Here is a 25,778-nt window from a genome sequence, read left to right as displayed (position 1 = left end):
TTCCATAGATCGCTTACCGAACCGAGGCGAATTGGCTGAGACTGGTGCTGAACCACTGCTGCACGCCCTGCATGCTGGCCGCCGAGGTGTCCAGCACTGGTTGTGGGTAGATGCCGAGCAGCGTCAGCAGCACGGCCAGGCCCAGCACCATGCCCAGCTCGCGGGGCTTTAGCCCGAGCAGCGCGCCTTCTTCCTTGGCCGGGCCGAAGTAGGCGCGGTGGATCATGATCAGCGAGTAGACCGAACCGAGCACCAGGCCGCTGGCGGCGAGGACGGTGACCCAGGGTGCGGCGGGGAAGGTGCCGATGAGGATGAGGAATTCACCGATGAAGTTGCCGGTACCGGGCAGGCCGAGGGCCGCCGCGGCGAAGAACAGGCTGAGGGCGGGCAGCCAGGGCATGCGCGCCCAGATCCCGCCCATCTCGCGCATGTCACGGGTATGCAGGCGCTCGTAGAGCTGGCCGCAGAGGATGAACAGTGCGGCGGCGGACAGGCCGTGGGCGAGCATCTGCACCACCGCGCCCTGCAGGGCGATCTGGCTGCCCGAGTAGATGGCGATCAGCACGAAGCCCATGTGCGACACGCTCGAGTAGGCCACCAGGCGTTTGATGTCGGTCTGGGCGAACGACAGCAGGGCGCCGTAGACGATGGCGAACACGCCCAGGCCCATGGCCACCGGGGCGAACTCCGCCGAGGCGTTGGGGAACAGCGGCAGGGCGAAGCGGATCATGCCGTAGGCGGCGGTCTTGAGCAGGATGCCGGCCAGGTCCACCGAGCCGGCGGTCGGCGCCTGGGCGTGGGCATCCGGCAGCCAGGAGTGGAAGGGCACCACCGGGAATTTCACGGCGAAGGCGATGAAGAAGCCGAGCATCAGCAGGAACTCGGTGCCCGGTTCCAGCTCGGTCTTCAGCAGGTCGGCGTAGTTGAAGGTCAGCACGCCGCTGCCGTTGAAGTGGACGAACACCAGGGCGAGGATCGCCACCAGCATGATCAGGCCGCTGGCCTGGGTGTAGATGAAGAACTTGGTGGCGGCGGTGATGCGGGTCTTGCCGGCGCTGCCGCTGTGGCCCCAGAGCGCGATGAGGAAGTACATCGGCACCAGCATCATTTCCCAGAAGAAGAAGAACAGGAACAGGTCCATGGCCAGGAAGACCCCGACCACGCCGCCGAGAATCCACATCAGGTTGAGGTGGAAGAAGCCGACGCGGTTCTGGATCTCATGCCAGGAACAGAGCACCGAGAGTACGCCCAGCAGTCCGGTGAGGCTGATCATCAGCACCGAGAGGCCATCGAGCGCCAGGTGCAGGCTGATGCCCAGGCGCTCGATCCACGGCAGCTGGAACTCGTAGGCCCAGCGCGGCTCGACGCCGGGCGCCGGGGCCAGGCTGAAATCGGCGCTGGACCACAGCCACAGGCTCAGGCCGAACAGCAGGGCCATGGTCAGCAGGGCGACCCAGCGCGGCAGCGTGTTGCCGAAACGCTCACCCAGCCAGCACAGCAGGCCGCCGATGAAGGGGATCAGGACTAGCCAGGGCAGAATCATGATGGGCGGGGTTCCTTTCGCAGTAGTTTCATGCTCGGGTCAGGCCAGCAGCACGACGGTGAGTACCAGCACGGCGCCGCCGACGATGGACGCCGCGTACCAGCGCAGCTGTCCGGTTTCGCTGCGGCTCAGGACGCCATGTCCACCACGGGCCAGGCGCGGCAGCACGCCGATGCTGGCGTCGATCGGGTCGCGCCCGAGCAGCCGGCAGACCAGCAGATAGGGGCGCACGAACAGCTTGTCGTAGAGCCAGTCGAAGCCCCAGGCGGCGAACCACCAGGCGCCGAGCAGGCGCCCGGGGGCACTGGCGGCAAGGGCACCGACCAGGCGCCGTTGGCCGAGGAACAGCAGGGCGGCGAGCACGATGCCGGACAGGGCGATAAGCGCCGAGGCCAGCTCCAGGCTGTGCTTGGCCTCGCCACCGGCGTGGCCGACGCTCTGCGGTAGCACCCCGGCCAGGGGCGGGCTGATCAGCGCGCCGACGAAGGTCGACAGCAGGATCAGCACTGACAAGGGCAGCCAGTGGGCGACGCCATGGCCGGCATGGGCCTCGACCTTGGCCTCGCCGTGGAAGGCGATGAAGATCAGGCGGAAGGTGTACAGCGAGGTGAGGAAGGCGCCAGTGAGCCCTGCGTAGAGCAAGGCCTGGTGGCCGCTGGCGAAGGCTTCCCAGAGGATCTCGTCCTTGGAATAGAAGCCGGCGGTGATCAGCGGCAGGGCGGCCAGGGCGGCGCCGCCGACGAGGAAGCTGGCGTAGGCCAGCGGCAATTTCCGCCACAGGCCGCCCATCCTGAAGATGTTCTGCTCATGATGGCAGGCGTTGATCACGGCTCCGGAGGCGAGGAACAACAGGGCCTTGAAGAAGGCGTGGGTCATCAGGTGGAAGATCGCGGCGCTCCAGGCGCCGACGCCCAGGGCGAGGAACATGTAGCCGATCTGGCTCATGGTCGAGTAGGCGAGGATGCGCTTGATGTCGGTCTGCACCAGGGCGGCAAACCCGGCCAGCACCAGGGTCGCGCCGCCGACGATGCCGACCAGTTGGAGAACTTCCGGGGTCAGCAGGAACAGGCCATGGGTGCGGGCGATCAGGTAGACCCCGGCGGTGACCATGGTGGCGGCGTGGATCAGCGCGGAGACCGGGGTCGGGCCGGCCATGGCGTCGGCCAGCCAGGTCTGCAGCGGCAGCTGCGCCGACTTGCCCACCGCGCCGCCGAGCAGCATCAGGGTGGCAAGCCACAGCCAGGTGTCGCCGGCGACGTATTTCTGTGGCGCCAGCACCATCAGTTCCTGGATGTTCAGGGTGCCGAGCTGGAAGAACAGGATGAACAGGCCGATGGCCATGAACACATCGCCCACGCGGGTGACGATAAAGGCCTTGAGCGCCGCATTGCCGTTGGCCCTGTGCTTGAAGTAGAAGCCGATCAGCAGGTACGAGCACAGGCCCACACCTTCCCAGCCCAGGTAGAGGAACAGCAGGTTATCGCCGAGCACCAGGAACAGCATGCTGGCGATGAACAGGTTGGTGTAGGCGAAGAAGCGCGAATAGCCTTCCTCGCCGCGCATGTACCAGCTGGCGAACAGGTGGATGAGAAAGCCGACCCCGGTGACCACGCCGAGCATGGTCAGCGACAGGCCGTCCAGGTACAGGGTGAAGCTGGGCGTGAAGCCGTCCACCGCCATCCATTGCCAGAGCAACTGGCTGTAGACACCGCCCGGCGGCGGCGCGCTGGCGAACTGCCAGATGATCCAGGCGGCGGTCAGGGCCGACAGGCCGACTGAGCCGACACCGATCAGCGCCGCGGTATTCTCCGAGCAACGGCCGCGGCTGAAGGCCAGCGTCAGCCAGCCGAGCAACGGGAACAGGCAGGTCAGGAAGAGTAGGTTCATCCGCGCATCTCGCTGGCAGCGTCGATATCCAGGGTATTGAAGCGGCGGTACAGCTGCAGCAGGATCGCCAGCCCGATGCTGGCCTCGGCCGCCGCCAGGCTGATCACCAGAATGAACATCACCTGGCCGTCGGGTTGTCCCCAGCGCGCGCCGGCGACCACGAAGGCCAGGGCAGCGGCGTTCATCATCACTTCCAGGCTCATCAGCACGAAGAGGATGTTGCGGCGCACCAGCAGGCCGACCAGGCCGAGGCTGAACAGCACGCCGGCCAGGGCCAGGCCATGTTCCATCGGAATCGCGCTCATGGGGTCGCATCCTTGGCTTCGTGGCGGCCGAGGTGATAGGCGGCCACCAGCGCCGCCAGCAGCAGCATCGAGGCCAGCTCGACGGCCAGCAGGTAGGGCCCGAACAGGCTGATGCCAACGGTCTTGGCATCCACCGTGACCTGGCCGATGGCGGCGCTGCTCGGCGCGGCGAGCAGCACGTAGAGCAGCTGGCCGAGCAGCAGGGCACAAAGCAGGGCCGGGCCCAGCCAGATGCCGGGGGTGAGCCAGCGTCTTTCCTGCTCGACGGCGGCGGCGCCGAGGTTGAGCATCATCACCACGAAGACGAACAGCACCATGATGGCGCCGGCGTAGACGATGATCTCCAGGGCGCCGGCGAAGGGCGCACCGAGGCTGAAGAACACCATGGCGACCGCCAGCAGCGAGATGATCAGGTACAGCAGGGCATGTACCGGGTTGCTGCTGGTGATCACCCGCAAGGTGGCCATCACGGCGACCCCGGCGGCGAAGTAGAAAGCCAGTTCCATCATTCCGTCCTTAAGGCAGCAGGTTTTTCACGTTGATCGGCTCGGCCTCGTTCTGCGCGGCGCCCTTCGGCTTGCCGGCGATGGCCATGCCGGCGACGCGGTAGAAGTTGTAGTCGGGGTACTTGCCCGGGCCGGAGATCAGCAGGTCCTCCTTCTCGTACACCAGGTCCTGGCGCTTGAACTCGCCCATCTCGAAGTCCGGGGTCAGCTGGATGGCGGTGGTCGGGCAGGCCTCCTCGCACAGGCCGCAGAAGATGCAGCGCGAGAAGTTGATGCGAAAGAATTCCGGATACCAGCGGCCGTCCTGGGCCTCGGCCTTCTGCAGGGAGATGCAGCCGACCGGGCAGGCCACCGCGCACAGGTTGCAGGCCACGCAGCGTTCCTCGCCGTCCGGGTCACGGGTCAGGACGATGCGCCCGCGGTAGCGCGGCGGCAGGTACACCGCCTCCTCCGGGTACTGCAGGGTGTCGCGGTGGCGAAAGCCGTGGGCGAAGATCATCGCCAGGCTGCGCAGCTGGGTGAAGGTGCCGTGGATCACATGCCTGATGTAGTGGAACATGGGGGGCCTCCTTACTGGGCCGCGGCCAGCACCAGGGCGCCGGTCACCAGCAGGTTGAGCAGGGTCAGCGGCAGGCAGAACTTCCAGCTGAACGCCATGACCTGGTCGTAGCGCGGCCGTGGAATCGAGGCGCGCAGCAGGATGAAGAGCATGATGAAGAAGCAGGTCTTGGCGGCGAACCAGAAGAACGGGATCTGCGGCAGGAGGCCGAACGGGCCGTGCCAGCCGCCGAAGAACAGGGTCACCAGCAGCGCCGAGATGGTGATGATGCCGATGTATTCGCCGACGAAGAACATGCCCCATTTCATCCCGGCGTACTCGATGTGGTAACCGTCGGCCAGTTCCTGCTCGGCTTCCGGCTGGTCGAAGGGATGGCGGTGGGTGACCGCGACGCCGGCGATGAAGAAGGTACAGAAGCCGAAGAACTGCGGAACGATGAACCACAGGTGCTGGGCCTGATAGTCGACGATCTCGCGCATATTGAACGAGCCCGCCTGGGCCACCACGCCCATCAGCGCCAGGGCCAGGAACACCTCGTAGGACACCGTCTGCGCCGAGGCGCGCAGGGCGCCGAGCAGGGCGTACTTGTTGCTGCTCGACCAGCCGGCGAACAGCACGGCGTAGACCGACAGCCCGGCCATGGCGAAGAAAAACAGGATGCCGATGTTCAGGTCCGCCACGCCCCAGGTCGGGGTGATGGGGATGATGGCGAAGGCCATCAGCATGGCGCTCATGGCGATCAGCGGCGCCAGGGTGAAGATCACCTTGTCGGCGAAGGGCGGCGTCCAGTCTTCCTTGAAGAACATCTTGAGCATGTCCGCGGCGATCTGGAACAGGCCGAACGGCCCGACGCGGTTGGGCCCGTAGCGGTCCTGCCACCAGCCGAGCAGGCGGCGTTCGACGAAGCTCAGCAGGGCGCCGCTGACCACCACCACGAGCAGGATGACCACGGCCTTGAGCACCGCCACCAGGATCTCGGTCGACTCGGGCGTCAGCCAGTTCATTGCCCGGCCTCCCGGATTGCCGTCACCACCGCGCCAGCGATCGATGGCGGAATCCCGGGCAGCCCCGCGGGCAGGCCGACCAGGCCGAGCGCGAGGCCATCGCGCAGCTGCAGCGGCAGGCGCAGGGGCCGACCGTCGAGGCTCAGGCTGAGCAGGGCGCCGTCCGCCAGGCCCAGGCGCGTGGCCTCCTCGCGGGCCAGGGCGACGTAGGGGGCCGGGGCGCGGGCCTGAATCGGCGCGGCGAGGGCGGACGTCTCCTCGCTGCCGAACAGGTGGTGCAGGGGCACCGCCTGCAGCGTGCCCTGGGCCGGGGCGAAGGCGGCGCAGGGGGCGAACCAGGGCAGGGCAACGCCGGCGGCCTCGACCAGGCGCACGCCCGGATCGCCGGCGCGCAGGTGGCCTCCGACCTCGTCCTGGAACTTGTTCCAGGCCTGGGGCGAGTTCCAGCCGGGCGACCAGGCGAAGGGAATCTGCTGGCGGGTCTCGGCGGAGCCGGAGTAGCCCTCCATGGAGAAGGCGAAAGCGGAGTCCTGGTCCTGGGGCTGGCGCGGCTCGTGCACGCTGATATTGGCGCGCATCGCCGTGCGGCCGCTGTAGCGATGGGGTTCGCGCGACAGCTTGAGCCCCTTGATGCGGAAGCTGGCGTCCGGCGCGGCGTCGCGAATGCCGGCCAGTGCCGGGACGCTGGCGGCACAGGCCGCGGTGACCTGATCGAGCAAGGTCCAGTCGACCGCCTGGCTCTGCAGGGTGCTGTGCAGGGCATGCAGCCAGCGCCAGCCTTCGCGCACCAGGTTGTCGCCGTCGTGATAGGTGGGATCGAAGACCTGGAAGAAGCGCTGGGCGCGGCCCTCCTGGCTGACCAGGGTGCCGTCGCCCTCGGCGAAGCTGGCGGCGGGCAGCAACAGGTGCGCCTTGGCGGCGGTCGGTGTCCACTGGTGATCGGCGACTATTACCACCCTGGCGGCGGCCAGGGCGGCGTCGACCCGGGCGGCGTCGGCGCGGCGGTAGAGGTCGTTCTCCAGCACCACCAGGGCGTCGGCCTCGCCGCTGGTCAGGGCCTGCAGCGCGGCGTCCAGCGACTGGCTGCACAGGGCCTCGCCCTGCAGCAGGGCCAGGCCCATGCTGTTGGCTTCCGGCAGCACCAGGCTGATGGAGCCGTTTTTCTCGCGGTTCTTCAGGGCGCTGGCGATATTGGCGGCGGCCTCGATCAGCGCCCGGCTGCCCAGCGAGGCGCCGGCAACGATCAGCGGGCGCTCGGCCGCCAGCAGGGCCTCGGCGATGCGCCGGGCCAGTGCGGCGGCTTCGGCGTCTAGGCCGGCCACGGCCGGTGCGTTCGGGTCGATGGCGTGCGCCACGGCGAAGCCGAGGCGGGCCAGGTCGGCTGGTGCGGCCTGTGCGCATTCGCGGGCGACATCATCCAGTCGCGTGCTGCAGACGCTGGCGATGAACAGCGGGCTCAGCGCATCCTGGGCGACGTTCTGCACTGCGGCCATGTGCCAGTCCTGGATCTTCATCGCGGCGGCCATCTGCCTGGCCCGGCCCTTGACCGTCTGGCGCAGCGTCAGGGCCAGGCGTGCGGAGGTCTGGGTCAGGTCCTCGCCGAGGACGAATACCGCGTCGTGGCCTTCCACCTCGCGCAGGGTCGGCACCGGCAACGGGCCGTTCTGCAGCACCTCGCGGATCAGCTGCAGCAGTTGCAGTTCGTCAGCGTCCACGCCGGCGTAGAACTGCTCGGCGCCGACCAGCTGGCGCAGGGCGAAGTTGCTCTCCAGGCTGGCGCGGGGCGAGCCGATGCCGATCACCCTGCGCTTCTTCAGCAGCGCGGCGGCCTGGTCGAGGGCCGAGTCCAGGCTCATCTTCATCTGGCTCAGCACCATCAGCGGCTGGCGCGGGCGGTCCTGGCGGTTGACGTAGCCGTAGCCGAAACGGCCGCGGTCGCAGAGGAAGTACTGGTTCACCGAGCCGTTGAAGCGGTTCTCGATGCGGCGGATCTCGCCGTAGCGCTCGCCGGGGCTGATGTTGCAGCCGGCGGCGCAGCCGTGGCAGATGCTCGGGGCGAACTGCATGTCCCACTTGCGGTTGTAGCGCTCGGAGTGTGTCTTGTCGGTGAACACGCCTGTCGGGCAGACCTCGACCAGGTTGCCGGCGAACTCGCTTTCCAGGGGGGCGTCCTCGACCCGCCCGAAATAGACGTTGTCGTGGGCGCCGTAGACGCCCAGGTCGGTGCCCCCGGCGTAGTCGTTGTAGTAGCGCACGCAGCGGTAGCAGGCGATGCAGCGGTTCATCTCGTGGGCGATGAAGGGGCCCAGTTCCTGATTGTGGTGGGTGCGCTTGGTGAAGCGATAGCGCCGAGCGCTGTGCCCGGTCATCACCGTCATATCCTGCAGGTGGCAGTGGCCGCCTTCCTCGCATACCGGGCAGTCGTGGGGGTGGTTGGTCATCAGCCACTCCACCACGCTGGCGCGGAACTGCCGGGCCTCTTCATCCTCGATGGAAATCCAGGTGTTGTCGCTGGCCGGGGTCATGCACGACATCACCAGGCGGCCGCGGGTATCGTTCTCGTCGTTGTACTGCTTGACCGCGCACTGGCGGCAGGCGCCGACGCTGCCGAGGGCGGGATGCCAGCAGAAGTAGGGGATGTCGAGCCCCAGGGACAGGCAGGCCTGCAGCAGGTTGTCAGCGCCGTCGACTTGCAGATCTTTGCCGTCTACGTGGATAGTGGCCATGGTCTCGTGTCTTCTCACCCACCGCAGCGGGCTTGGCTAAGGACGTCACGGTTTGTCGCGGGGCCAGGTGAGTGGCCGGGGCGACGCAAAAACTTCATGCCGGGGTCAGCTGCGCGCTGCCCGCCGGCGTGTTCTGGCCGGCAATGCCGGCCTCGAATTCCCCGCGGAAATACTTCAGGGCACTGGCCAGCGGCTCGACGGCCCCCGGCGCGTGGGCGCAGAAGGTCTTGCCGGGGCCGAGGAAGTTGCACAGCTGCTCCAGGGTCTCGAGGTCGCCCGCCTGGCCCTCGCCGCGCTCCAGGGCGCGCAGCAGCTTGACGCTCCAGGGCAGGCCATCGCGACAGGGGGTGCACCAGCCGCAGGACTCGCGGGAGAAGAACTCCTCCAGGTTGCGCAGCAGCGACAGCATGCTCACGCTGTCGTCCACCGCCAGGGCCAGCCCGGTGCCCATGCGGGTACCGACCTTGGCGATGCCGCCGGCATACAGGCTGGCCTCGAGGTGTTCCGGCAGCAGGAAGCCGGTGCCGGCGCCGCCGGGCTGCCAGCATTTCAGGCGGTAGCCGTCACGCATGCCGCCGGCGTAGTCCTCGAACAGCTCGCGGGCGCTGATGCCGAAGGGCAGTTCCCACACCCCCGGATTTTTCACCTTGCCGGAGAAGCCCATCAGCTTGCTGCCGTGGTCCTCGCTGCCCGGGCGGGCCAGGCCCTTGTACCAGTCGACGCCGTTGCCGATGATCGCCGGCACGTTGCACAGGGTCTCGACATTATTGACGCAGGTGGGCTTGCCCCAGACGCCGACCGCGGCCGGGAAGGGCGGCTTGGCGCGCGGGTTGGCGCGACGCCCCTCCAGGGAGTTGATCAGCGCGGTTTCCTCGCCGCAGATGTAGCGCCCGGCGCCGGTGTGCACGAACAGCTCGAAGGAGAAATCGCTGCCCAGGATGTTCCGGCCCAGCAGGCCGGCGGCCTTGGCTTCGGCCACGGCGCGCTCGAGGATGTGCGCCGCGTCGACATACTCGCCGCGCAGGAAGATGTAGCCGCGGTAGGCCTTGAGCGCGCGCGCGCTGATCAGCATGCCCTCGATCAGCAGGTGCGGCAGCTGCTCCATGAGCAGGCGGTCCTTCCAGGTGTTGGGCTCCATCTCGTCCGCGTTGCACAGCAGGTAGCGGATGTTCAGCGACTCGTCGGTGGGCATCAGCCCCCACTTCACGCCGGTGGGGAAGCCGGCGCCGCCGCGGCCCTTGAGCCCGGACTCCTTGACCGTCTGTACGATGTCGGCCGGGGCCATCTTGCCCAGCGCCTTGCGCGCGGCGGCGTAGCCGTTCTTGCGCTGATACTCGTCGAGCCACACCGGCTGGGCGTCGTCGCGCAGGCGCCAGGTCAGCGGGTGGGTCGCTTCCGGGCGGGCGATGCGATTGGCCGGGCCGGTCGAGGCCAGCAGCTTGGCGTTCATGCATAGCCCTCCAGCAGTTTGGCGACGGACTCGGGCTGCACATCGCCGAAGGTGTCGTCGTCGATCATCAGCGTCGGCGCCTTGTCGCAGTTGCCCAGGCAGCACACCGGCAGCAGGGTGAAGCGACCGTCGGCGCTGGTCTGGCCAAGGCCGATGCCCAGTTGTTGTTGAATACTAGACAGCAGCGACTCATGGCCGCCGATAAAGCAGGTCATGCTGTCGCACACTCGAATGATGTGCCGCCCCACCGGCTGGCGGAAAATCTGGCTGTAGAAGGTGGCCACGCCCTCCACGTCGCTGGCCGGAATGCCGAGGACCGCGCCTATGGCCTCGGCCGCGCCGTCGGGCACCCAGCCGCGTGCTTTCTGCACGATCTTCAGTGCCTCGATGGAGGCCGCCCGCGGGTCCTCGTAGTGGTGCATCTCCTGCTCGATGGCCGCGCGCTCGCCGGCGCTGAGGGCGAAACGGTCGGTTTGGATCAGGTCGCTCTGGCTCATATCAGCGGTCCACATCGGCCATGACGAAGTCGATACTGCCCAGGTAGGCGATCAGGTCCGCCACCATGCTGCCGCGGATCACCGCGGGAATCTGCTGCAGGTGGGGGAAGCTCGGGGTGCGAATCCGCGTGCGGTAGCTCATGGTGCTGCCGTCGCTGGTCAGGTAGTAACTGTTGATGCCCTTGGTCGCCTCGATCATCTGCAGGGACTCGCCGGCCGGCATCACCGGCCCCCAGGAGACCTGCAGGAAGTGGGTGATCAGCGTCTCGATGTGCTGCAGGGTGCGCTCCTTCGGCGGCGGCGTGGTCAGCGGGTGATCGGCCTTGTAGGGCCCAGCCGGCATGTTCTTCAGGCACTGCTCGATGATCCGCACGCTCTGGCGCATCTCTTCGACCCGCACGATGCAGCGGTCATAGGCGTCGCCGTTCTGGGCCAGCGGGATCTCGAACTCGAAGTGCTCGTAGCCCGAGTAGGGGCGGGCCTTGCGCAGGTCGAAGTCGAGCCCGGTGGAGCGCAGCCCGGCGCCGGTGACGCCCCATTCGAGGGCCTCCTGGGTGTTGTACTGGGCCACGCCAATGGTCCGACCGCGCAGGATGCTGTTGTGCAGGGCGGCCTTCTCGTACTCGTCCAGGCGCTTGGGCAGCCAGTCGACGAATTCCCTGACCAGGCCGTCCCAGCCCCTGGGCAGGTCGTGGGCGACGCCGCCGATGCGGTACCAGGCCGGATGCATGCGGAAGCCGGTGATGGCCTCGATCACCTTGTAGGCGCGTTGGCGGTCGGTGAAGGTGAAGAACACCGGCGTCATGGCGCCGACGTCCTGGATATAGGTGCCGAGGAACAACAGGTGGCTGGTGATGCGGAAGAACTCGGCCAGCATCACGCGGATGAAGTCGACCCGGTCCGGCACCTTGATCCCGGCCAGCTTTTCCACGGCGAGGACGTAGGGCAGGTTGTTCATCACCCCACCGAGGTAGTCGATGCGGTCGGTGTAGGGAATGAAGCTGTGCCAGGACTGGCGTTCGGCCATCTTTTCGGCGCCGCGGTGGTGATAACCGATGTCCGGCACGCAATCGACGATTTCCTCGCCGTCGAGTTGCAGGATGATGCGGAAGGCGCCATGGGCCGAAGGGTGATTGGGCCCGAGGTTGAGGAACATGTAGTCCTCGTGCTCGCCATGGCGCTGCATGCCCCAGTCCTCGGGCTTGAAGCGCGCGGCTTCCTCCTCCAGTTGCTGTTTGGCCTGGGTGAGGCTGAAGGGGTCGAACTCGGTGGCGCGCGCCGGGTAGTCCTTGCGCAACGGATGACCTTCCCAGGTCGGCGGCATCATGATGCGGCTGAGATGGGGGTGGCCGCGGAAGCTGATGCCGAACAGGTCCCAGACTTCCCGCTCGTACCAGTTGGCGTTCGGCCAGATCGAGGTGGCGGTCGGCAGCTCGAGATCGTTCTCGGCCAGCGCCACCTTGACCATCAGGTCGCTGTTCCGCTCGATCGACAACAGCTGGTAGAACACCGTGAAGTCCGCCTGTGGCAAGCCGCGGCGCTGGGTACGCAGGCGTTCGTCGACGGCGTGCAGGTCGTAGAGCATGACGTAGGGGCGCGGCAGCGTGCGCAGAAAGCCGAGCATCTCGATCAGCTTGTCACGCGGCACCCACACCACCGGCATGCCGGTGCGAGTCGCCTGCAGCGTCAGGTCATCGACGCCGAAGCGCGCTTGCAGCTCGGCGACGACGTCTTGAGTGTCGGCCTGGTAGGGCGGAGGTGACAGGGCGCTGTCTGCAGTCATGGTCTCGGTCGCTATCGGTCAAGCCAAGGAAAGAGCCGGTTAAGCGGGCGCAGGCCCGCCGGATTCAAACGTCGTCGGGGCTGCGCAGATTGGTCACGGCAATGCGCTGGGCACGCCGCTGCTCTCTCTGCGAGGGCATGTCGGCGCGGTAGACCCCCTGGTCGCCGACCACCCAGGACAGCGGCCGGCGCTCCTGGCCGATGGACTCCTGCAGCAGCATCAGGCCCTGCAGAAAGGCCTCGGGACGGGGCGGGCAGCCGGGCACGTAGACGTCGACCGGGAGGAACTTGTCCACGCCCTGGACCACGGAATAGATGTCGTACATGCCCCCGGAATTGGCACAGGAACCCATCGAAATGACCCACTTGGGCTCCAGCATCTGCTCGTACAGGCGCTGGATGACGGGCGCCATCTTGATGAAGCAGGTGCCGGCGATGACCATGAAGTCAGCCTGGCGGGGCGAGGCGCGAATGACCTCGGCGCCGAAGCGGGCGATGTCATGGGGGGCGGTGAAGGCCGTGGTCATTTCCACGTAGCAGCAGGACAGGCCGAAGTTGTAGGGCCACAGGGAGTTCTTGCGCCCCCAGTTCACCGCCCCATTGAGCACCTCTTCGAGCTTGCCCATGAAGATGTTCTTGTGAACCTGGTCGTCCAGCAGCGGATCGGAGACGCTCCCCCGCTGACCGATCGGATACTGCTCGTTGGGCGCATCCGGGTCGACCCGAGTAAGTTTGTATTGCATCGCCAAAACCTCATCGTCTTAGCTTTGCCTGCCGTTCGCGACGTCCCGCGGGCGCCCAGTCGAGTGCCCCTATTCGCCAAAGATAGACAAGGCCGGCCAACAGAATCGCTATGAAAACAGTCGCTTCGATGAAGCCGGCCCAGCCGCTTTCGCGAACGGAAACGGCCCAGGCGAAGAGGAAGAGGGCTTCGACGTCGAAGATCACGAAGAGCATCGCGACCAGATAGAACTTCGCCGAGAGACGCAGGCGGGCGCTGCCGGTGGGCAACATGCCGGCTTCGAAGGGTTCGTTCTTGCTGCGCCCCCAGGCCTTGCCGCCCAGCAGGCTGGAAAGGCCGAGCATGAACGCGCAGAGGCCGGCGATGCCGAGGAGAAAGACGGCCAGCGCCCAGTTGTGGGACAAAATGATGCTTGCTTCCGACATGCCGGTACCCCCAGAGAAAGGAACGGCGTTCATACGCAGGTTGAGCAGCGGTCTTGTTGTCAGGCAAAAATCCCAGCCAATGGGCCAAGGGTAGTTGCTTTCTGCCTGCTTCGCCTGCCAGGGGGATTTTCTTGGCTGATAGCTGACGGCGATCCAGCGAGTGGGCAGGGCGGCGATCGGCCCTGATGCAGGAGGACGCCGGGGCGCGATGACCGGACGGTCATCGCGGGTGGCGAAGGGTGGCTCAAAGCAGGCGCCGGCCGTCCTCGCGGGTAATCACCAGGGTGGACGAGCGCGGCCGCTTGCCGGGACCGTCCGGCCAGGTGCTGAGCAGCTTGTCGGCAGTCGAGCCTTCGCCGGGATGCTGGATATTGACGAACAGCGTGCGGAAGTCCGGGGTGGCGCTGATGCCGGTGACCTCGGCGCCCTGCGGGCCGACCAGGAAGCGCTTCATTTCGCCGCTTGCCGGATCGGCGACGAGCATCTGGTTGTTGCCGAAGGGACCGCTGTGCAACTGGCTGCCGCTCATGTCGGTCTGGATCCACAGGCGACCTTCCGGGTCGAACCACAGGCCGTCCGGGCTGGCCAGCAGGTTGTCGGCGCCCAGTGGCTGGCCGTTGGGCCCGACACTGTCGTTTTCCGGACCGGCGAGCAGGAACAGGTCCCAGGAGAAGCGCCGTCCGGCCGAGTTCCAGCTGCGCTCTCGCCAGCGGATGATATGGCCATAGGCATTGGCCGGGCGGGGGTTGGCGGCGTCCGTTTCACTGCGCGACTTGTTGTTGGTCAGGGTGAAATACACCTCGCCGTTGTCCGGGTTGACCGCCCCCCACTCGGGACGGTCCATCTTGGTGGCGCCGACGATGTCGGCCGCCAGGCGCGTGTTGATCAGCACCTCGCCCTGGTCGGCGAAGCTTACGCCGGCGGCCAGGCAGGCCCTCTGGAAGTGCTTGTCGTGGATATCCAGGGCCAGCCACTTGCCCTTGCCGTTGCCATCGAAGCGGGCGACGTAGAGTGTGCCATCATCGAGCAGGCTGCCATCGCTGCGACCGGGGCGGTACTTGTGGCGGCTGACGTACTTGTAGATGTACTCGTTCTGCGAGTCGTCGCCGGAGTAGCACACCACCGGCCGGCCCGGCTTGACCGGGGCGAACACCAGGCCCTCGTGGGCGAAGCGACCCAGGGCGGTGCGCTTGACCGGCGCCGACTCGGGCGCGAAGGGGTCGATCTCGACAATCCAGCCGAAGTGATTCGGTTCGTTGCGGTAGTCACCTTCGGCGCTAGCTGCCTTGCGGGTTGCATCGAAGCGCTCGAACTCATCGCCGGCCAGGGTCTCCCAGCCGTAGCGGCTGCTGTCACGCAGGCCGTAGCGGCTCAGCTCACGCGGCAGTTGGGTGTCGCGGGAGGCGAAGTAGCCGGCCCAGTTCTCCTCGCATGTGAGGTAGGTGCCCCAGGGGGTGAAGCCGTTGGCGCAGTTGTTCTGGGTGCCACGGGTGGCCGTGCCGTCCGGGCTGTAGCGGGTCCGCAGCAGGGCATGGCCACGGGCGGGACCGCGGATCTGCATCGGCGTGGCGGCGGTGATGCGCCGGTTGCGCGCGCTCGGCAGGACCTCCCAGTCGCCTTGCGGGTTGCGGCGGATTTCCACGACCGAGACGCCATGGGCGTTGATTTCCTTGCGCACCTCTTCGGCGCTGATCCGCTTGCCATCGACGACGGTCGGGCCCTTGGGGTGGATCAGCCCGACGTCGATGTATTCGTGGTTGAGCACCAGCAGGCCGTGCTCGCTGTCGCGACCGGGGCCGCGCTGGGCATCGATAGGAAAGAAGTGCATGCCATCGTGGTGCATGCCGGTCTGCTGCGCCTGATCTTCGGCGCTGTTGCTGGCATCCTCGAGAAATGCCGGGTAACTGCCGGTGATGGGGGTGCCCCAGGGAATGAACGGGCTGGCCTTGTAGCCATCCGGCACGCTGATGTCATCGCCGCGGCTGACGGCCACGGCGCTGAACGGCAGCTTGCTGCGCTGCCTGAATGGTGGCGTCGACTGTGGCTGGCCGGCCGCTGGTGCGGCGCTACTGATGCCCGGCACGGCGGCGCCGAAGAAGGCCAGGGCACCGAGCGCTGCGCCACCGGCGAGGACCTGCCGGCGCGCGAGACGCGTCTCGATCAGTTGGTTGAAGTGCGGGTTGCTGGAGTGGTTGCTGGGCAGCTCATCGCCATTACCGAACAGCACGCTGTTGTCATCTTCCTGGCGCATGGAGGCTCCTTGGGGCTAATCGACGGAGCCCAGAAGCTAACCAAGGAAAACGACGGAACGATGACAGCCCTTGTGGCCCGGTCGACAAAACCAGGCTTCTGCAGTCACCCGGGCGAGCGCCAAGCGGCGGAAAAAGAAAAACCCCAGCATTTCTGCTGGGGTTTCCTTACACCGTGCTCAGTGGGAATGCGGGGTTCCCGCTGTCTGCACCGGTTCCGCTTAGTGGAACTGGTTCATGGTGTTGTCTTTGCCACCGGCCTTCAGAGCGGCTTCGCCAGCGAAGTACTCCTTGTGGTTGTCGCCGATGTCGGAGCCAGCCATGTTCTGGTGCTTGACGCAGGCGATGCCCTGACGCAGTTCCTGACGCTGAACGCCTTTCACGTAGGCCAGCATGCCCTGGTCGGCGAAGTAGCCCTTGGCCAGGTTGTCGGTGGACAGTGCGGCCGTGTGGTAGGTCGGCAGGGTGATCAGGTGGTGGAAGATGCCGGCCTGAGCCGAACCGTCGCGCTGGAAGGTGCGAATCTTCTCGTCGGCCACCTTGGCCAGTTCGGTCTCGTCGTACTCGACGCTCATCAGCTTGGCGCGGTCGTAGGCGGAGACGTCCTTGCCTTCGGCGACGAATGCGTCGAACACCTGCTGGCGGAAGTTCAGGGTCCAGTTGAACGACGGGCTGTTGTTGTACACCAGCTTGGCGTTCGGGATCACCTGACGGATGCGGTCAACCATGCCGGCGATCTGGCCAACGTGCGGCTTCTCGGTCTCGATCCACAGCAGGTCGGCACCGTTCTGCAGCGAAGTGATGCAGTCCAGTACGCAGCGGTCTTCGCCGGTGCCAGCGCGGAACTGGAACAGGTTGCTCGGCAGACGCTTGGGACGCAGCAGCTTGCCTTCGCGCTTGATTACCACGTCGCCGTTGCCCAGTTCGGCTTCGGAGATTTCCTCGCAGTCGAGGAAGGAGTTGTACTGGTCGCCCAGGTCGCCCGGCTGCTTGGTCACGGCGATCTGCTTGGTCAGGCCGGCGCCCAGGGAGTCGGTACGGGCAACGATCACGCCGTCATCCACGCCCAGCTCGAGGAAGGCGTAGCGAACTGCGTTGATCTTGGCGAGGAAGTCCTCGTGAGGCACGGTCACCTTGCCGTCCTGGTGGCCGCACTGCTTCTCGTCGGACACCTGGTTCTCGATCTGGATGCAGCAGGCACCGGCTTCGATCATCTTCTTGGCCAGCAGGTAGGTGGCCTCCGGGTTACCGAAACCGGCGTCGATGTCGGCGATGATCGGGACCACGTGGGTCTCGTAGTTGTCGATCTGGTTCTGGATTTCGGCGGCCTTGGCGCTGTCGCCGGCTTCGCGGGCGTCATCCAGGGCGCTGAACAGCAGGTCCAGCTCGCGGGCGTCGGCCTGGCGCAGGAAGGTGTACAGCTCTTCGATCAGACCGGAAACGGCGGTCTTCTCATGCATCGACTGGTCCGGCAGCGGGCCGAAGTCGGAACGCAGGGCGGCGACCATCCAGCCCGACAGGTAGAGGTAGCGCTTGTTGGTGGTCTTCAGGTGCTTCTTGATCGAGATCAGCTTCTGCTGACCGATGAAGCCGTGCCAGCAACCCAGGGACTGGGTGTAGACGGAAGAGTCGGCGTCGTACTCGGCCATGTCCTTGCGCATGATGGCGGCAGTGTACTTGGCGATATCCAAACCAGTCTTGAAGCGGTTCTGAGCGCGCATACGAGCCACGGATTCCGGGTTGATCGCGCTCCAGGTGCTGCCGAACGTTTCTTTCAGCGCAGCGACTGCCTTGATGTCGTTTTGATATGCGGACATGGTCAATCCTTCAATGTATGTGTTTGGTTGAGCACCGGCTTTCCCACGCAGAACCTGCAAAGCTAAGGCTATGGTTGTGGGGCTCACTGCAATGCGGCGAAATATTGACCAGGACGGCGTTGAAACCGGGAGGAGGGGGTGACGAGTGCACCGAGCGCTGACATTCGACTCGACTGCTTGCCGGCTCGTGGATGCCGTTGGGCAGACTGACTGTGACTGTCTGGCAGGTTGATGCTTTAAACGCTTCCCCGTCCCTCAGGACAACTTCGTTCCAGTCGCAATCTCGTCGAACTGCCTTGTGGGCTTTACAACACGCATCGTCTCGGACGGTAAGTCTGGAGAGCGATCCGGAGGCCCTTTCTAGGGCCCCTGATTAGCGGGAGCGAGGCCATGATGCCTCCGAGGAAAGGGTTCGTCAAACGTTTTGTAGTGCTTTTTTTTCGCTACTACATATTCTCGGAACGACCGATCGGTCATGTTTCAGGGGCTTCATTCGACCACTTCGACCTTGACCCGCAGGGTCAGGTTTTCGCGACCCTGGGTCGAGCGCTGCTGGAGAAAATCGCCATGCTCGGCCTGGGTCTGCTCGTTGACCGCGCCGATGCTGATCCACTCGCCGAGTCGACCGCTGACCCGGGTATCGGTGCTCTGCAGGTCAATGACCCCAGGCTGGCCGGGACTCAGTCGATCACGGTTGCTGCTGATGCTGATATGCACCATTTCACCGCTCAGGCTGGCGGTGACATAGAAGCCGCGGGTCACATCGCGGTACTGGGTGTTGCTGTACTCCTGCCCGTAGTAACCACGGCTGGTGGTGGTGAGCGGCACGCTCTGACCGACCTGGATCAGCGCCGGATAGCCTTCGGTGGCCTGCACCTGCTGGGTGCCGCCGCCGTGACTGTCGGTGCTGCGGCGGATGATGCGCACCTGATCGCGGCCGTTGATCTCGCCTTCGCCGATCACCAGCTCTGCGCCTCCGGCGCTGATGGTGCCATCGGCGCGGTAGCCGCGATCGGTCTGCTGGCTCGATTCGTTGCTGTCGACGCTGATCAGCAGGCGGCGTGGACGGGTGTCCAGTTGCTCGAGCAGCTGCCGGATCTCCTTGATCTTCTCCGCCGAGGCGTTGACCACCAGTTGATTGCCATAGGGGCTGACGCGGCCATCCTGGCCCAGCACCGACTGCACCACCGGCAGGACCTCGTCGGCGCTGCGGTAGTTCAGGGCAATGACTTCGGTGGCGGCGTTCGCCGCGGCACTGGCGGCGAGCAGCAGGCCGGCGATCAGTGTGCGCAGGTTCATAGCAGGAAACTCCGTAGATCCGGGTCGGTGACGCTGGTCTCCCAGGCCTGATCGAATTGTGCCTGACGCAGGCGCACGCGCGCCGGGTCCTGATACAGGGCATAGCCGGAGAACTGCTCCAGTTCCGGGCGCAGCAGCAGACCGCAGTCGTCGGCCAGGAGGAAGGCGAGCTCTTCGGCCGGGTAATCCGGGTGCAGCTTGCGGATGTGCAGGTTGCTCGACAGGCGCCGCGACAGCGTGAGCAGGCGATGCCCCTGCTTGACCGCTCGCGTGGCGTCCTTGAGCAGAATGCGCAGGCGGTTCTTCGGGTTGGCCAGGAGAAAGGCCGTGCAGGCGTCCTGCACACTGCTGTGGTGATACAGCCAGGGCTCGAGGTCGTCGCTGAAGATGCACAGGTTGCGCCGGGCCTGTTGCAGTAGGGCCAGGGCGTGGGCGCGGGCCTGTTCCGGCAGGGTGAAGCGCTCCAGCGGCAGGTGTTCGCCGAGCTTGAACGGCGCCGGTTCGCAGCGCTGGACATCTGCTGCCGGCTGCTCGGGGTTATGCACGGCGAAACGCCCCGGCGACTCGAATTCGATAGCGGGAAGCGCGTGGGGCTCGTCGCTGTCGATCCTGTCTGGCGGGGCGTTTTCGTCGTTCATCGGAACCTCAGGGGGTTGGGCTATGGCGCACCATGTCCACGTGGGGAATGCCGGCGTCCAGGTACTCGCCGCTGACTATGGCAAAGCCTAGCCTTTCATAGAAGGCGGTGGCGTGCACCTGGGCGCTGAGCATTTGTTGGCGCAGGCCACGTTTTTCCGCCTCGGCAATCACCGCGCGAATCAGCGCGTCGCCGACCTTCAGCCCGCGCCAGTCCTTGAGCACCGACACCCGGCCGATATGGCCGTCGGGCAGCAGGCGCGCGGTGCCGATCGGATAGTCGCCTTCATAGGCGAGGAAATGCATGGCCTCGGCGTCCTCGGCATCCCATTCCAGCTCCGGCGGCACCGCCTGCTCGGCGATGAACACGGTTTCACGAATGCGCCGTAGCTCGGCGTTGTCCTTCTGCCAATCGGCCAGGCGAACGTGGATCTCACTCATCGGCAAACTCCAGACTTCCTTGCTTGACCAGTTCCCAGAGCAGATTACGCCCCTCGTCGTCGGCCAACCATTGGCCAAGATTGTCGATATGTAACGCGTCGGCTGAACAGACCAGCTTGAGCAGCTCGCGCAGGTTCGCCGAGAGCAGCCGGCTCTGGCCGCTGGCGAACAGTACCAGGTCCTCGCCGACCTCGGACCAGGCCAGGCGGGCGCTGGGGTTGCGGATCAGCACGGCGCCGTCCTGCAGGTTGCCGAGGAAGGCCTGCTCGTCGATCTCCAGGCCGTTGACCAGTTCCGGATAGCGCGGTTCGGTCATGAACTGGCCGAACCAGGTCATCAGCAGGCGCTCGTCGCCCATGTGCTCGTTGAGCAACGCTTTCAGGCGATCGAGGGCGTCGCGCTGGATCTGGTGCGGGTCGCTGGTCGGCTCGGCGCCGGCGTCGCTGTAGCGCTCCTCCTCGGGCAGGAACTGGCCCAGGAAGTCGGTGAAATGGGTCAGCACTTCGGCGGCGCTCGGCGCGCGGAAGCCTACGGAATACGTCATACAGTCATCCTCAGCGGTACCACAGTGGGCCAGGAGCGGCGGCAGGTAGAGCATGTCGCCGGGCTCCAGCACCCATTCTTCAGTTTGTTCGAATTCGGCCAGGATCTTCAGGTCGGCGTGGGCCAGCAGCGGGCTGTCGGAGTTGCACTGCTGGCCGATCTGCCAGCGCCGCTTGCCGTGGCCCTGCAGCAGGAACACGTCGTAGTTGTCGAAGTGCGGACCGACGCCGCCGCCGGGCGCGGCGAAGCTGATCATCACGTCGTCGATGCGCCACTTGGGCAGGAACTTGAACTGCTCGAGCAGTTCGGCGACTTCCGGGACGAACTGATCGACGGCCTGCACCAGCAGGGTCCAGTCGCGCTCGGGCAGGGTGGAGAAGGCATCCTCGGCGAAGGGGCCGCGACGCAGCTCCCAGGGGCGCTCGCCGTGTTCGATGACTAGGCGCGACTCGACTTCTTCTTCAAGGGCCAGCCCGGCCAGCTCGTCGGGCGAGATCGGGCTTTCGAAGTCGGGGATGGCCTGGCGCACCAGCAGGGGTTTCTTCTGCCAGTAGTCGCGCAGAAATTCGCGGGCCGTGAGGCCACCCAGCAGTTGCAGCGGAGTATCAGGATTCATCGGTAAGCCCTTGAAAGTAATAAATACCCATAAATAAAAACGCCCGGCACAGCCGGGCGTCCGATGGGCTGTCGCCGTTTAGATGCGCTTGGCCTGGGCCACCGCATTACCGATGTAGTTGGCCGGGGTCAGCTGCTTGAGCTCGGCCTTGGCCGCAGCCGGCATGTCCAGGCCATCGATGAAGCTCAGCAGGGCCTCGGGGCTGATGCCCTTGCCGCGGGTCAGCTCCTTGAGCTTCTCGTAGGGGTTCTCGATGGCGTAGCGGCGCATCACGGTCTGAATCGGCTCGGCGAGCACTTCCCAGCAGGCATCCAGGTCTTCAGCAATACGTTGAGCATTGAGCTCCAACTTACTGATTCCCTTGAGGCTTGCCTCGTAGGCGATGACGCTGTGGGCGAAGCCGACACCGAGGTTGCGCAGCACCGTGGAGTCGGTCAGGTCGCGCTGCCAGCGCGAGATCGGCAGCTTGCTGGCCAGGTGCTGGAACAGTGCGTTGGCGATGCCCAGGTTGCCTTCGGAGTTCTCGAAGTCGATCGGATTGACCTTGTGCGGCATGGTCGAGGAGCCGATCTCGCCGGCGATGGTCTTCTGCTTGAAGTAGCCGAGGGAGATATAGCCCCAGACGTCGCGATCGAAGTCGATGAGGATGGTGTTGAAGCGGGCGATGGCGTCGAACAGCTCGGCGATGTAGTCGTGCGGCTCGATCTGGGTGGTGTAGGGGTTCCACTGCAGGCCCAGATCGCCTTCGATGAACTCGCGGGCGTTGGCTTCCCAGTCGACCTGCGGGTAGGCCGAGAGGTGGGCGTTGTAGTTGCCCACGGCGCCATTGATCTTGCCCAGCAGCGGCACGGCGGCAACCTGGGCGATCTGCCGCTCCAGGCGGTAGACCACGTTGGCCAGTTCTTTGCCGAGGGTGGTCGGCGAGGCCGGCTGGCCATGGGTGCGCGACAGCATCGGCACGTCGGCGAACTTCACCGCCAGCTCGCGAATCGCCTCGGCGGTCTGGCGCATCAGCGGCAGCAGCACGCTGTCGCGGCCCTCGCGCAGCATCAGGGCGTGGGACAGGTTGTTGATGTCCTCGCTGGTGCAGGCGAAGTGGATGAACTCGCTGACCTTCTCCAGTTCCGGCAGCTTGGCGGCCTGTTCCTTGAGCAGGTATTCCACGGCCTTGACGTCGTGATTGGTGGTGCGCTCGATCTCTTTCACCCGCTCGGCGTGCTCGAGGGCGAAGTTCTCCGCGAGTTCGTTGAGGATTGCCTGGGCTTCGGCGGAGAAGGGCGCCACTTCGCCGATGCCCTCATGGGCGGCCAGGCGCTGCAGCCAGCGGACTTCGACCAGGACGCGGAAGCGGATCAGACCGTATTCGCTGAAAATGGGGCGCAGGGCGCTGGTTTTGCCGGCGTAGCGGCCATCGACGGGGGAAACCGCGGTGAGCGAAGAAAGCTGCATGGGAGGCGTTCTCGGACAGTCGGGCGTTGAAAAGGGCGCATATCATACATGAAATCGCGGGCCGGGCCGCGATCGGCGTGACGCCGTTCAGCGGCCTGGTCGGCGGATCGATAGCAGGCTGGCGGCGAAGATCAACGCGGCGCCCAGCAGCGAGCTGGGGTCCGGCGTTTCGCCCCAGCGCAGCCAGGCCAGCAGCCCGGCGAAGACGATGGCCAGGTAGGCGAATGGGCCGATCAGCCCCGGTGGCGCCAGGCCGTAGGCCTTGGACATGATGATCTGGCTGACGGTGGCGAGCAGGCCGATGGTCAGCAGCGAGCCGAGCTGTCGCTCGCTCAGGGGCTGCCAGGCCCAGGTCAGGGGAATGGCCGAGGCCAGGGTGGCGAACAGGGCGAAATAGAAGACGATGCGAAAGGCCGGCTCGGTGTCGCTCATCTCGCGAATCGAGACGAAGGCGAACGCCGCCAGGATGCTTGCCGCCAGGCCGATCAGCGCCTGGGCGTCGAGCAGGGCGGCGGAGGGCTTGGCGACCAGCAGCACGCCGCACAGGCCGACGCCACTGGTGAGCAGCATGCGTCGGGTCACCGGCTCCTTCAGCCACCACCAGGCGATCAGCGGGGTGAACAGCGGCGCCGAGTAGGTGAACAGCATGGCGTCGGCCAGGGGCAGGTGGGCGATGGCGTAGAAGAAGCAATACATCGCCGCCAGGCCGTAGCCGGAGCGCCACAGGTGCGAGCGGATGCGCGCGGTTTGCAGCGGGCGCCAGCCCTTGAACAGGATCAGCGGCAGGAAGAACAGCACGCCGACCAGGTTGCGGAAGAACACCACCGACTCGTTGTTGACGCTGGTGGAAACCTCGCGAATGCCCACGCCCATCAGGGAGAACAGCAGCGCCGAGCAGGCCAGCAGCGCGGCGCCTTGAACGGGGCGGACCAGGCGCGTCTGCATCGGTCAGCCACGCAGCAGCGGGTAGAGTTCCTTGAGCAGTTTGCCGCGGCTGAATACCAGCTGCCAGCGATGGCCGCCGAGTTGACGCCACAGCCGCGCCGCGCGGATGCCGGCCAGCAGCAGGGCGCGGATCTTCGCGGCATTGCTTGGTTGCTGCAGGTGGCGCATGTCGCCCTGCACCTGGATACGTTGGCGGAAGGTGCTGATGGTGTCCTGGTACAGGCTTCCGCAGGAGGCGATCACGTTGTCGTGTACCACGCCGAAATGCTCGGTCTGCTGCTGGACCTGGTCCAGGCGGCTGCCCATGATCTGCAGCAGGTCGTCGCGCTTGTCCAGTTTGCGCTCCAGGCCGAGCAGGGCCAGGGCGTAACGCAGCGGGTCGCGTTGCAGGCTGCTCGGGTCGCGCTCGAGGGCGCCGACCAAGGCGCGATAACCATCGCGCAGACCGAGGTCATCGCCGCCATAGACATCCAGGGTGCTCTGCGGGTTGCGTGCCAGCAGGCTGCCAAGCATGCAGGCCAGGGCCGGCTCGCCAATCTGGCCGGTCCTGGCCAGTTTGTCGACCAGCACGGCGGATTCGAAGACGGCGCCCAGGGCGACCAGCTGCTCCTGCGTCGGGGTCATGCTTGCACTTCCTCAGGGCTCCAGGGCTCGGCCGTTTCGATCACGCCGCCGCCGAGGCAGACCTCGCCATCGTAGAACACCACCGACTGCCCGGGCGTCACCGCGCGTTGCGGCTCGTCGAACAGTGCACGATAGCCGTCGGCGGTCTTCTCCAGGGTGCAGCGCTGGTCGGCTTGCCGGTAGCGCACCTTGGCGGTGAGCTGGCGCGGGCTGTGCAGGTCGATCGGGTTGACCCAATAGATCTCCGAGGCCAGCAGCGCGCGGGAGAACAGCCAGGGGTGCGCATTGCCCTGGCCGACCACCAGCACGTTGCGCGTCAGATCCTTGCGCAACACGTACCAGGGCTCGTCGCCGGCGTCCTTCAAGCCGCCGATGCCCAGGCCCTGGCGTTGACCGATGGTGTGGTACATCAGACCGTGGTGGCGGCCGATGATCTCGCCGGCGGTGGTCTCGATATTCCCCGGCTGGGCCGGCAGGTACTGCTTGAGGAAGTCGCTGAAACGCCGTTCGCCGATGAAGCAGATGCCGGTGGAGTCCTTCTTCTTCGCGGTGGCCAGCTGATACTTCTCGGCGATGGCGCGTACCTGGGGCTTTTCCAGCTCGCCGACCGGGAACAGGGTCCTGGCGATCTGCTCACCGCCGACGGCATGCAGGAAGTAGCTCTGATCCTTGTTCGGGTCCAGCCCCTTGAGCAGCTCGGTACGGCCGTCGATATCCCGGCGGCGCACGTAGTGACCGGTGGCGATCAGGTCGGCGCCCAGGGCCAGGGCGTAGTCGAGGAAGGCTTTGAACTTGATCTCGCGGTTGCACAGGATGTCCGGGTTCGGCGTGCGGCCCGCCTTGTACTCGGCGAGGAAGTGCTCGAACACGTTGTCCCAGTACTCCGCGGCGAAGTTGGCGGTGTGCAGCTTGATGCCGATCTTGTCGCAGACGGCCTGGGCGTCGGCCAGGTCGTCCATGGCCGTGCAGTACTCGGTGCCGTCGTCCTCGTCCCAGTTCTTCATGAACAGGCCTTCGACCTGATAGCCCTGTTCCAGCAGCAGCAGAGCGGAAACGGACGAGTCGACGCCGCCGGACATGCCGACTATGACGCGTGGCTTTTCTGGGGATGGACGGGCTGGATCGTGCATAGGAATTCGGAGTGGGTCTGCAAAAGGACGAAATTCTAACAGGCCGGCCATGGCAAGGCGAAGCCGACGTTCAGTCGCGGACTACGTCCAGTGCGTGCAGCGGACCGGCGAGGTAGTCGTCGATGCAGCGCAGCACCAGTTCGCTGCGCCAGCGTTCGGGCTGGGCGGCCAGCTCGGCGCGGCTCAGCCAGGGGGCGCCGACTATCCCGCTGTCGAGCGGGCGTTGTGGGTCGTGGCGCAGGGCCTTGGCGGCGAAGCAGACGCGCTGATAGGTCACCCCGTTGCTCGGGGCGGTATACAGGTAGATGCCCACGACGCCGGTGAGCTGGACTTCCCAGCCGGTCTCCTCGAGCGTCTCGCGCACGGCGGCCTGGCGCAGGGTTTCGTTGGCTTCGAGATGGCCGGCGGGCTGATTGAGCACCAGGCCCCCGCCTTTGGCTTCTTCTACCATAAGGAACCGACCGCGATCTTCGACGATGGTGGCAACTGTGATGTGTGGGTTCCAGTCCATAGCGGGCGTCTCGTGAGGAAGGGGCGATCATAGCAGGCGCGACTCGCGGTTTTGCCTGTGCGAAAAGCAGAAACCCCGGCACTTGGCCGGGG

At 66.0% G+C, this 25,778-nt stretch carries 23 protein-coding genes; all 23 read right to left on the bottom strand.

What is annotated here, in order from left to right; genetic code table 11:
* Positions 1-13: 13 nt before the first annotated feature.
* A complete protein-coding gene (nuoM, locus tag LPB260_RS01785; protein ID WP_208706936.1) occupies positions 14-1,543 on the bottom strand; it encodes an NADH-quinone oxidoreductase subunit M in 1,530 nt (509 codons plus the stop codon).
* A 39-nt stretch (positions 1,544-1,582) separates the two neighbouring features.
* A complete protein-coding gene (gene nuoL, locus LPB260_RS01780) occupies positions 1,583-3,430 on the bottom strand; it encodes an NADH-quinone oxidoreductase subunit L (protein WP_208706935.1) in 1,848 nt (615 codons plus the stop codon).
* On the bottom strand, positions 3,427-3,735 hold the full coding sequence (nuoK, locus tag LPB260_RS01775) for an NADH-quinone oxidoreductase subunit NuoK (protein ID WP_208706934.1): 309 nt from the start codon (positions 3,733-3,735) through the stop codon (positions 3,427-3,429). The genes nuoL and nuoK overlap by 4 nt, the downstream gene beginning before the upstream one ends.
* Positions 3,732-4,241, bottom strand: coding sequence for an NADH-quinone oxidoreductase subunit J (gene nuoJ, locus LPB260_RS01770; protein ID WP_208710009.1), 510 nt, complete (start codon positions 4,239-4,241; stop codon positions 3,732-3,734). The genes nuoK and nuoJ overlap by 4 nt, the downstream gene beginning before the upstream one ends.
* 10 nt (positions 4,242-4,251) lie before the next feature.
* The gene (nuoI, locus tag LPB260_RS01765) at positions 4,252-4,800 is read right to left on the bottom strand and encodes an NADH-quinone oxidoreductase subunit NuoI (protein WP_208706933.1); all 549 of its coding nucleotides are present in this window, start codon (positions 4,798-4,800) and stop codon (positions 4,252-4,254) included.
* An 11-nt stretch (positions 4,801-4,811) separates the two neighbouring features.
* Positions 4,812-5,804, bottom strand: coding sequence for an NADH-quinone oxidoreductase subunit NuoH (gene nuoH, locus LPB260_RS01760; RefSeq protein ID WP_208706932.1), 993 nt, complete (start codon positions 5,802-5,804; stop codon positions 4,812-4,814).
* Positions 5,801-8,530 (bottom strand): NADH-quinone oxidoreductase subunit NuoG, encoded by a 2,730-nt coding sequence (gene nuoG, locus LPB260_RS01755; RefSeq protein WP_208706931.1) that lies wholly within the window; start codon positions 8,528-8,530, stop codon positions 5,801-5,803. The genes nuoH and nuoG overlap by 4 nt, the downstream gene beginning before the upstream one ends.
* 94 nt (positions 8,531-8,624) lie before the next feature.
* The gene (gene nuoF, locus LPB260_RS01750; protein ID WP_208706930.1) at positions 8,625-9,980 is read right to left on the bottom strand and encodes an NADH-quinone oxidoreductase subunit NuoF; all 1,356 of its coding nucleotides are present in this window, start codon (positions 9,978-9,980) and stop codon (positions 8,625-8,627) included.
* Complete coding sequence (gene nuoE, locus LPB260_RS01745) at positions 9,977-10,477, bottom strand: NADH-quinone oxidoreductase subunit NuoE (protein WP_208706929.1); 501 nt, start codon at positions 10,475-10,477, stop codon at positions 9,977-9,979. Before nuoE ends, nuoF begins: the two co-directional genes overlap by 4 nt.
* Position 10,478: 1 nt before the next feature.
* Entirely contained in the window at positions 10,479-12,260 is a 1,782-nt protein-coding gene (gene nuoC, locus LPB260_RS01740; protein ID WP_208706928.1) for an NADH-quinone oxidoreductase subunit C/D, read from the bottom strand.
* Between the two features lie 64 nt (positions 12,261-12,324).
* On the bottom strand, positions 12,325-13,002 hold the full coding sequence (locus tag LPB260_RS01735) for an NADH-quinone oxidoreductase subunit B family protein (protein ID WP_208706927.1): 678 nt from the start codon (positions 13,000-13,002) through the stop codon (positions 12,325-12,327).
* 10 nt (positions 13,003-13,012) lie between these two features.
* On the bottom strand, positions 13,013-13,426 hold the full coding sequence (locus tag LPB260_RS01730; protein ID WP_208706926.1) for an NADH-quinone oxidoreductase subunit A: 414 nt from the start codon (positions 13,424-13,426) through the stop codon (positions 13,013-13,015).
* 244 nt (positions 13,427-13,670) lie between these two features.
* Positions 13,671-15,677, bottom strand: a complete 2,007-nt coding sequence (locus LPB260_RS01725) for a PhoX family phosphatase (protein WP_208706925.1) — start codon at positions 15,675-15,677, stop codon at positions 13,671-13,673.
* Between the two features lie 219 nt (positions 15,678-15,896).
* Positions 15,897-17,492, bottom strand: a complete 1,596-nt coding sequence (locus LPB260_RS01720; protein ID WP_208706924.1) for an isocitrate lyase — start codon at positions 17,490-17,492, stop codon at positions 15,897-15,899.
* A gap of 489 nt (positions 17,493-17,981) precedes the next feature.
* Positions 17,982-18,791, bottom strand: coding sequence for a secretin N-terminal domain-containing protein (locus LPB260_RS01715; protein ID WP_208706923.1), 810 nt, complete (start codon positions 18,789-18,791; stop codon positions 17,982-17,984).
* Entirely contained in the window at positions 18,788-19,429 is a 642-nt protein-coding gene (locus tag LPB260_RS01710) for a histone acetyltransferase HPA2 (RefSeq protein ID WP_208706922.1), read from the bottom strand. Before LPB260_RS01710 ends, LPB260_RS01715 begins: the two co-directional genes overlap by 4 nt.
* A gap of 7 nt (positions 19,430-19,436) precedes the next feature.
* Positions 19,437-19,868 (bottom strand): GNAT family N-acetyltransferase, encoded by a 432-nt coding sequence (locus LPB260_RS01705; protein WP_208706921.1) that lies wholly within the window; start codon positions 19,866-19,868, stop codon positions 19,437-19,439.
* The gene (locus LPB260_RS01700) at positions 19,861-21,027 is read right to left on the bottom strand and encodes a cupin domain-containing protein (RefSeq protein WP_208706920.1); all 1,167 of its coding nucleotides are present in this window, start codon (positions 21,025-21,027) and stop codon (positions 19,861-19,863) included. Before LPB260_RS01700 ends, LPB260_RS01705 begins: the two co-directional genes overlap by 8 nt.
* 78 nt (positions 21,028-21,105) lie before the next feature.
* Positions 21,106-22,476: an adenylosuccinate lyase gene (gene purB, locus LPB260_RS01695; protein WP_208706919.1), complete on the bottom strand. Its 1,371-nt coding sequence runs from the start codon at positions 22,474-22,476 to the stop codon at positions 21,106-21,108.
* Between the two features lie 87 nt (positions 22,477-22,563).
* Entirely contained in the window at positions 22,564-23,421 is an 858-nt protein-coding gene (locus LPB260_RS01690) for a DMT family transporter (protein ID WP_208706918.1), read from the bottom strand.
* Between the two features lie 3 nt (positions 23,422-23,424).
* Positions 23,425-24,045, bottom strand: a complete 621-nt coding sequence (gene hflD / locus LPB260_RS01685) for a high frequency lysogenization protein HflD (protein ID WP_208706917.1) — start codon at positions 24,043-24,045, stop codon at positions 23,425-23,427.
* Complete coding sequence (gene mnmA, locus LPB260_RS01680) at positions 24,042-25,175, bottom strand: tRNA 2-thiouridine(34) synthase MnmA (RefSeq protein ID WP_208706916.1); 1,134 nt, start codon at positions 25,173-25,175, stop codon at positions 24,042-24,044. Before mnmA ends, hflD begins: the two co-directional genes overlap by 4 nt.
* Positions 25,176-25,245: 70 nt before the next feature.
* Positions 25,246-25,686, bottom strand: coding sequence for an NUDIX hydrolase (locus LPB260_RS01675; protein WP_208706915.1), 441 nt, complete (start codon positions 25,684-25,686; stop codon positions 25,246-25,248).
* Between the last annotated feature and the right edge of the window lie 92 nt (positions 25,687-25,778).

The sequence above is a fragment of the Pseudomonas sp. LPB0260 genome (assembly GCF_013388395.1).
Note: the sequence above shows the minus strand (reverse complement) of the source record. Positions and strands in the feature narration are given on the sequence as shown.

What these genes read in the sequence shown, in the direction of transcription:
- nuoM (WP_208706936.1), bottom strand. Translation starts at nt 1,543, where the DNA reads ATGATTCTGCCCTGGCTAGTCCTGATCCCCTTCATCGGCGGCCTGCTG.
- nuoL (WP_208706935.1), bottom strand. Translation starts at nt 3,430, where the DNA reads ATGAACCTACTCTTCCTGACCTGCCTGTTCCCGTTGCTCGGCTGGCTG.
- nuoK (WP_208706934.1), bottom strand. Translation starts at nt 3,735, where the DNA reads ATGAGCGCGATTCCGATGGAACATGGCCTGGCCCTGGCCGGCGTGCTG.
- nuoJ (WP_208710009.1), bottom strand. Translation starts at nt 4,241, where the DNA reads ATGGAACTGGCTTTCTACTTCGCCGCCGGGGTCGCCGTGATGGCCACC.
- nuoI (WP_208706933.1), bottom strand. Translation starts at nt 4,800, where the DNA reads ATGTTCCACTACATCAGGCATGTGATCCACGGCACCTTCACCCAGCTG.
- nuoH (WP_208706932.1), bottom strand. Translation starts at nt 5,804, where the DNA reads ATGAACTGGCTGACGCCCGAGTCGACCGAGATCCTGGTGGCGGTGCTC.
- nuoG (WP_208706931.1), bottom strand. Translation starts at nt 8,530, where the DNA reads ATGGCCACTATCCACGTAGACGGCAAAGATCTGCAAGTCGACGGCGCT.
- nuoF (WP_208706930.1), bottom strand. Translation starts at nt 9,980, where the DNA reads ATGAACGCCAAGCTGCTGGCCTCGACCGGCCCGGCCAATCGCATCGCC.
- nuoE (WP_208706929.1), bottom strand. Translation starts at nt 10,477, where the DNA reads ATGAGCCAGAGCGACCTGATCCAAACCGACCGTTTCGCCCTCAGCGCC.
- nuoC (WP_208706928.1), bottom strand. Translation starts at nt 12,260, where the DNA reads ATGACTGCAGACAGCGCCCTGTCACCTCCGCCCTACCAGGCCGACACT.
- LPB260_RS01735 (WP_208706927.1), bottom strand. Translation starts at nt 13,002, where the DNA reads ATGCAATACAAACTTACTCGGGTCGACCCGGATGCGCCCAACGAGCAG.
- LPB260_RS01730 (WP_208706926.1), bottom strand. Translation starts at nt 13,426, where the DNA reads ATGTCGGAAGCAAGCATCATTTTGTCCCACAACTGGGCGCTGGCCGTC.
- LPB260_RS01725 (WP_208706925.1), bottom strand. Translation starts at nt 15,677, where the DNA reads ATGCGCCAGGAAGATGACAACAGCGTGCTGTTCGGTAATGGCGATGAG.
- LPB260_RS01720 (WP_208706924.1), bottom strand. Translation starts at nt 17,492, where the DNA reads ATGTCCGCATATCAAAACGACATCAAGGCAGTCGCTGCGCTGAAAGAA.
- LPB260_RS01715 (WP_208706923.1), bottom strand. Translation starts at nt 18,791, where the DNA reads ATGAACCTGCGCACACTGATCGCCGGCCTGCTGCTCGCCGCCAGTGCC.
- LPB260_RS01710 (WP_208706922.1), bottom strand. Translation starts at nt 19,429, where the DNA reads ATGAACGACGAAAACGCCCCGCCAGACAGGATCGACAGCGACGAGCCC.
- LPB260_RS01705 (WP_208706921.1), bottom strand. Translation starts at nt 19,868, where the DNA reads ATGAGTGAGATCCACGTTCGCCTGGCCGATTGGCAGAAGGACAACGCC.
- LPB260_RS01700 (WP_208706920.1), bottom strand. Translation starts at nt 21,027, where the DNA reads ATGAATCCTGATACTCCGCTGCAACTGCTGGGTGGCCTCACGGCCCGC.
- purB (WP_208706919.1), bottom strand. Translation starts at nt 22,476, where the DNA reads ATGCAGCTTTCTTCGCTCACCGCGGTTTCCCCCGTCGATGGCCGCTAC.
- LPB260_RS01690 (WP_208706918.1), bottom strand. Translation starts at nt 23,421, where the DNA reads ATGCAGACGCGCCTGGTCCGCCCCGTTCAAGGCGCCGCGCTGCTGGCC.
- hflD (WP_208706917.1), bottom strand. Translation starts at nt 24,045, where the DNA reads ATGACCCCGACGCAGGAGCAGCTGGTCGCCCTGGGCGCCGTCTTCGAA.
- mnmA (WP_208706916.1), bottom strand. Translation starts at nt 25,175, where the DNA reads ATGCACGATCCAGCCCGTCCATCCCCAGAAAAGCCACGCGTCATAGTC.
- LPB260_RS01675 (WP_208706915.1), bottom strand. Translation starts at nt 25,686, where the DNA reads ATGGACTGGAACCCACACATCACAGTTGCCACCATCGTCGAAGATCGC.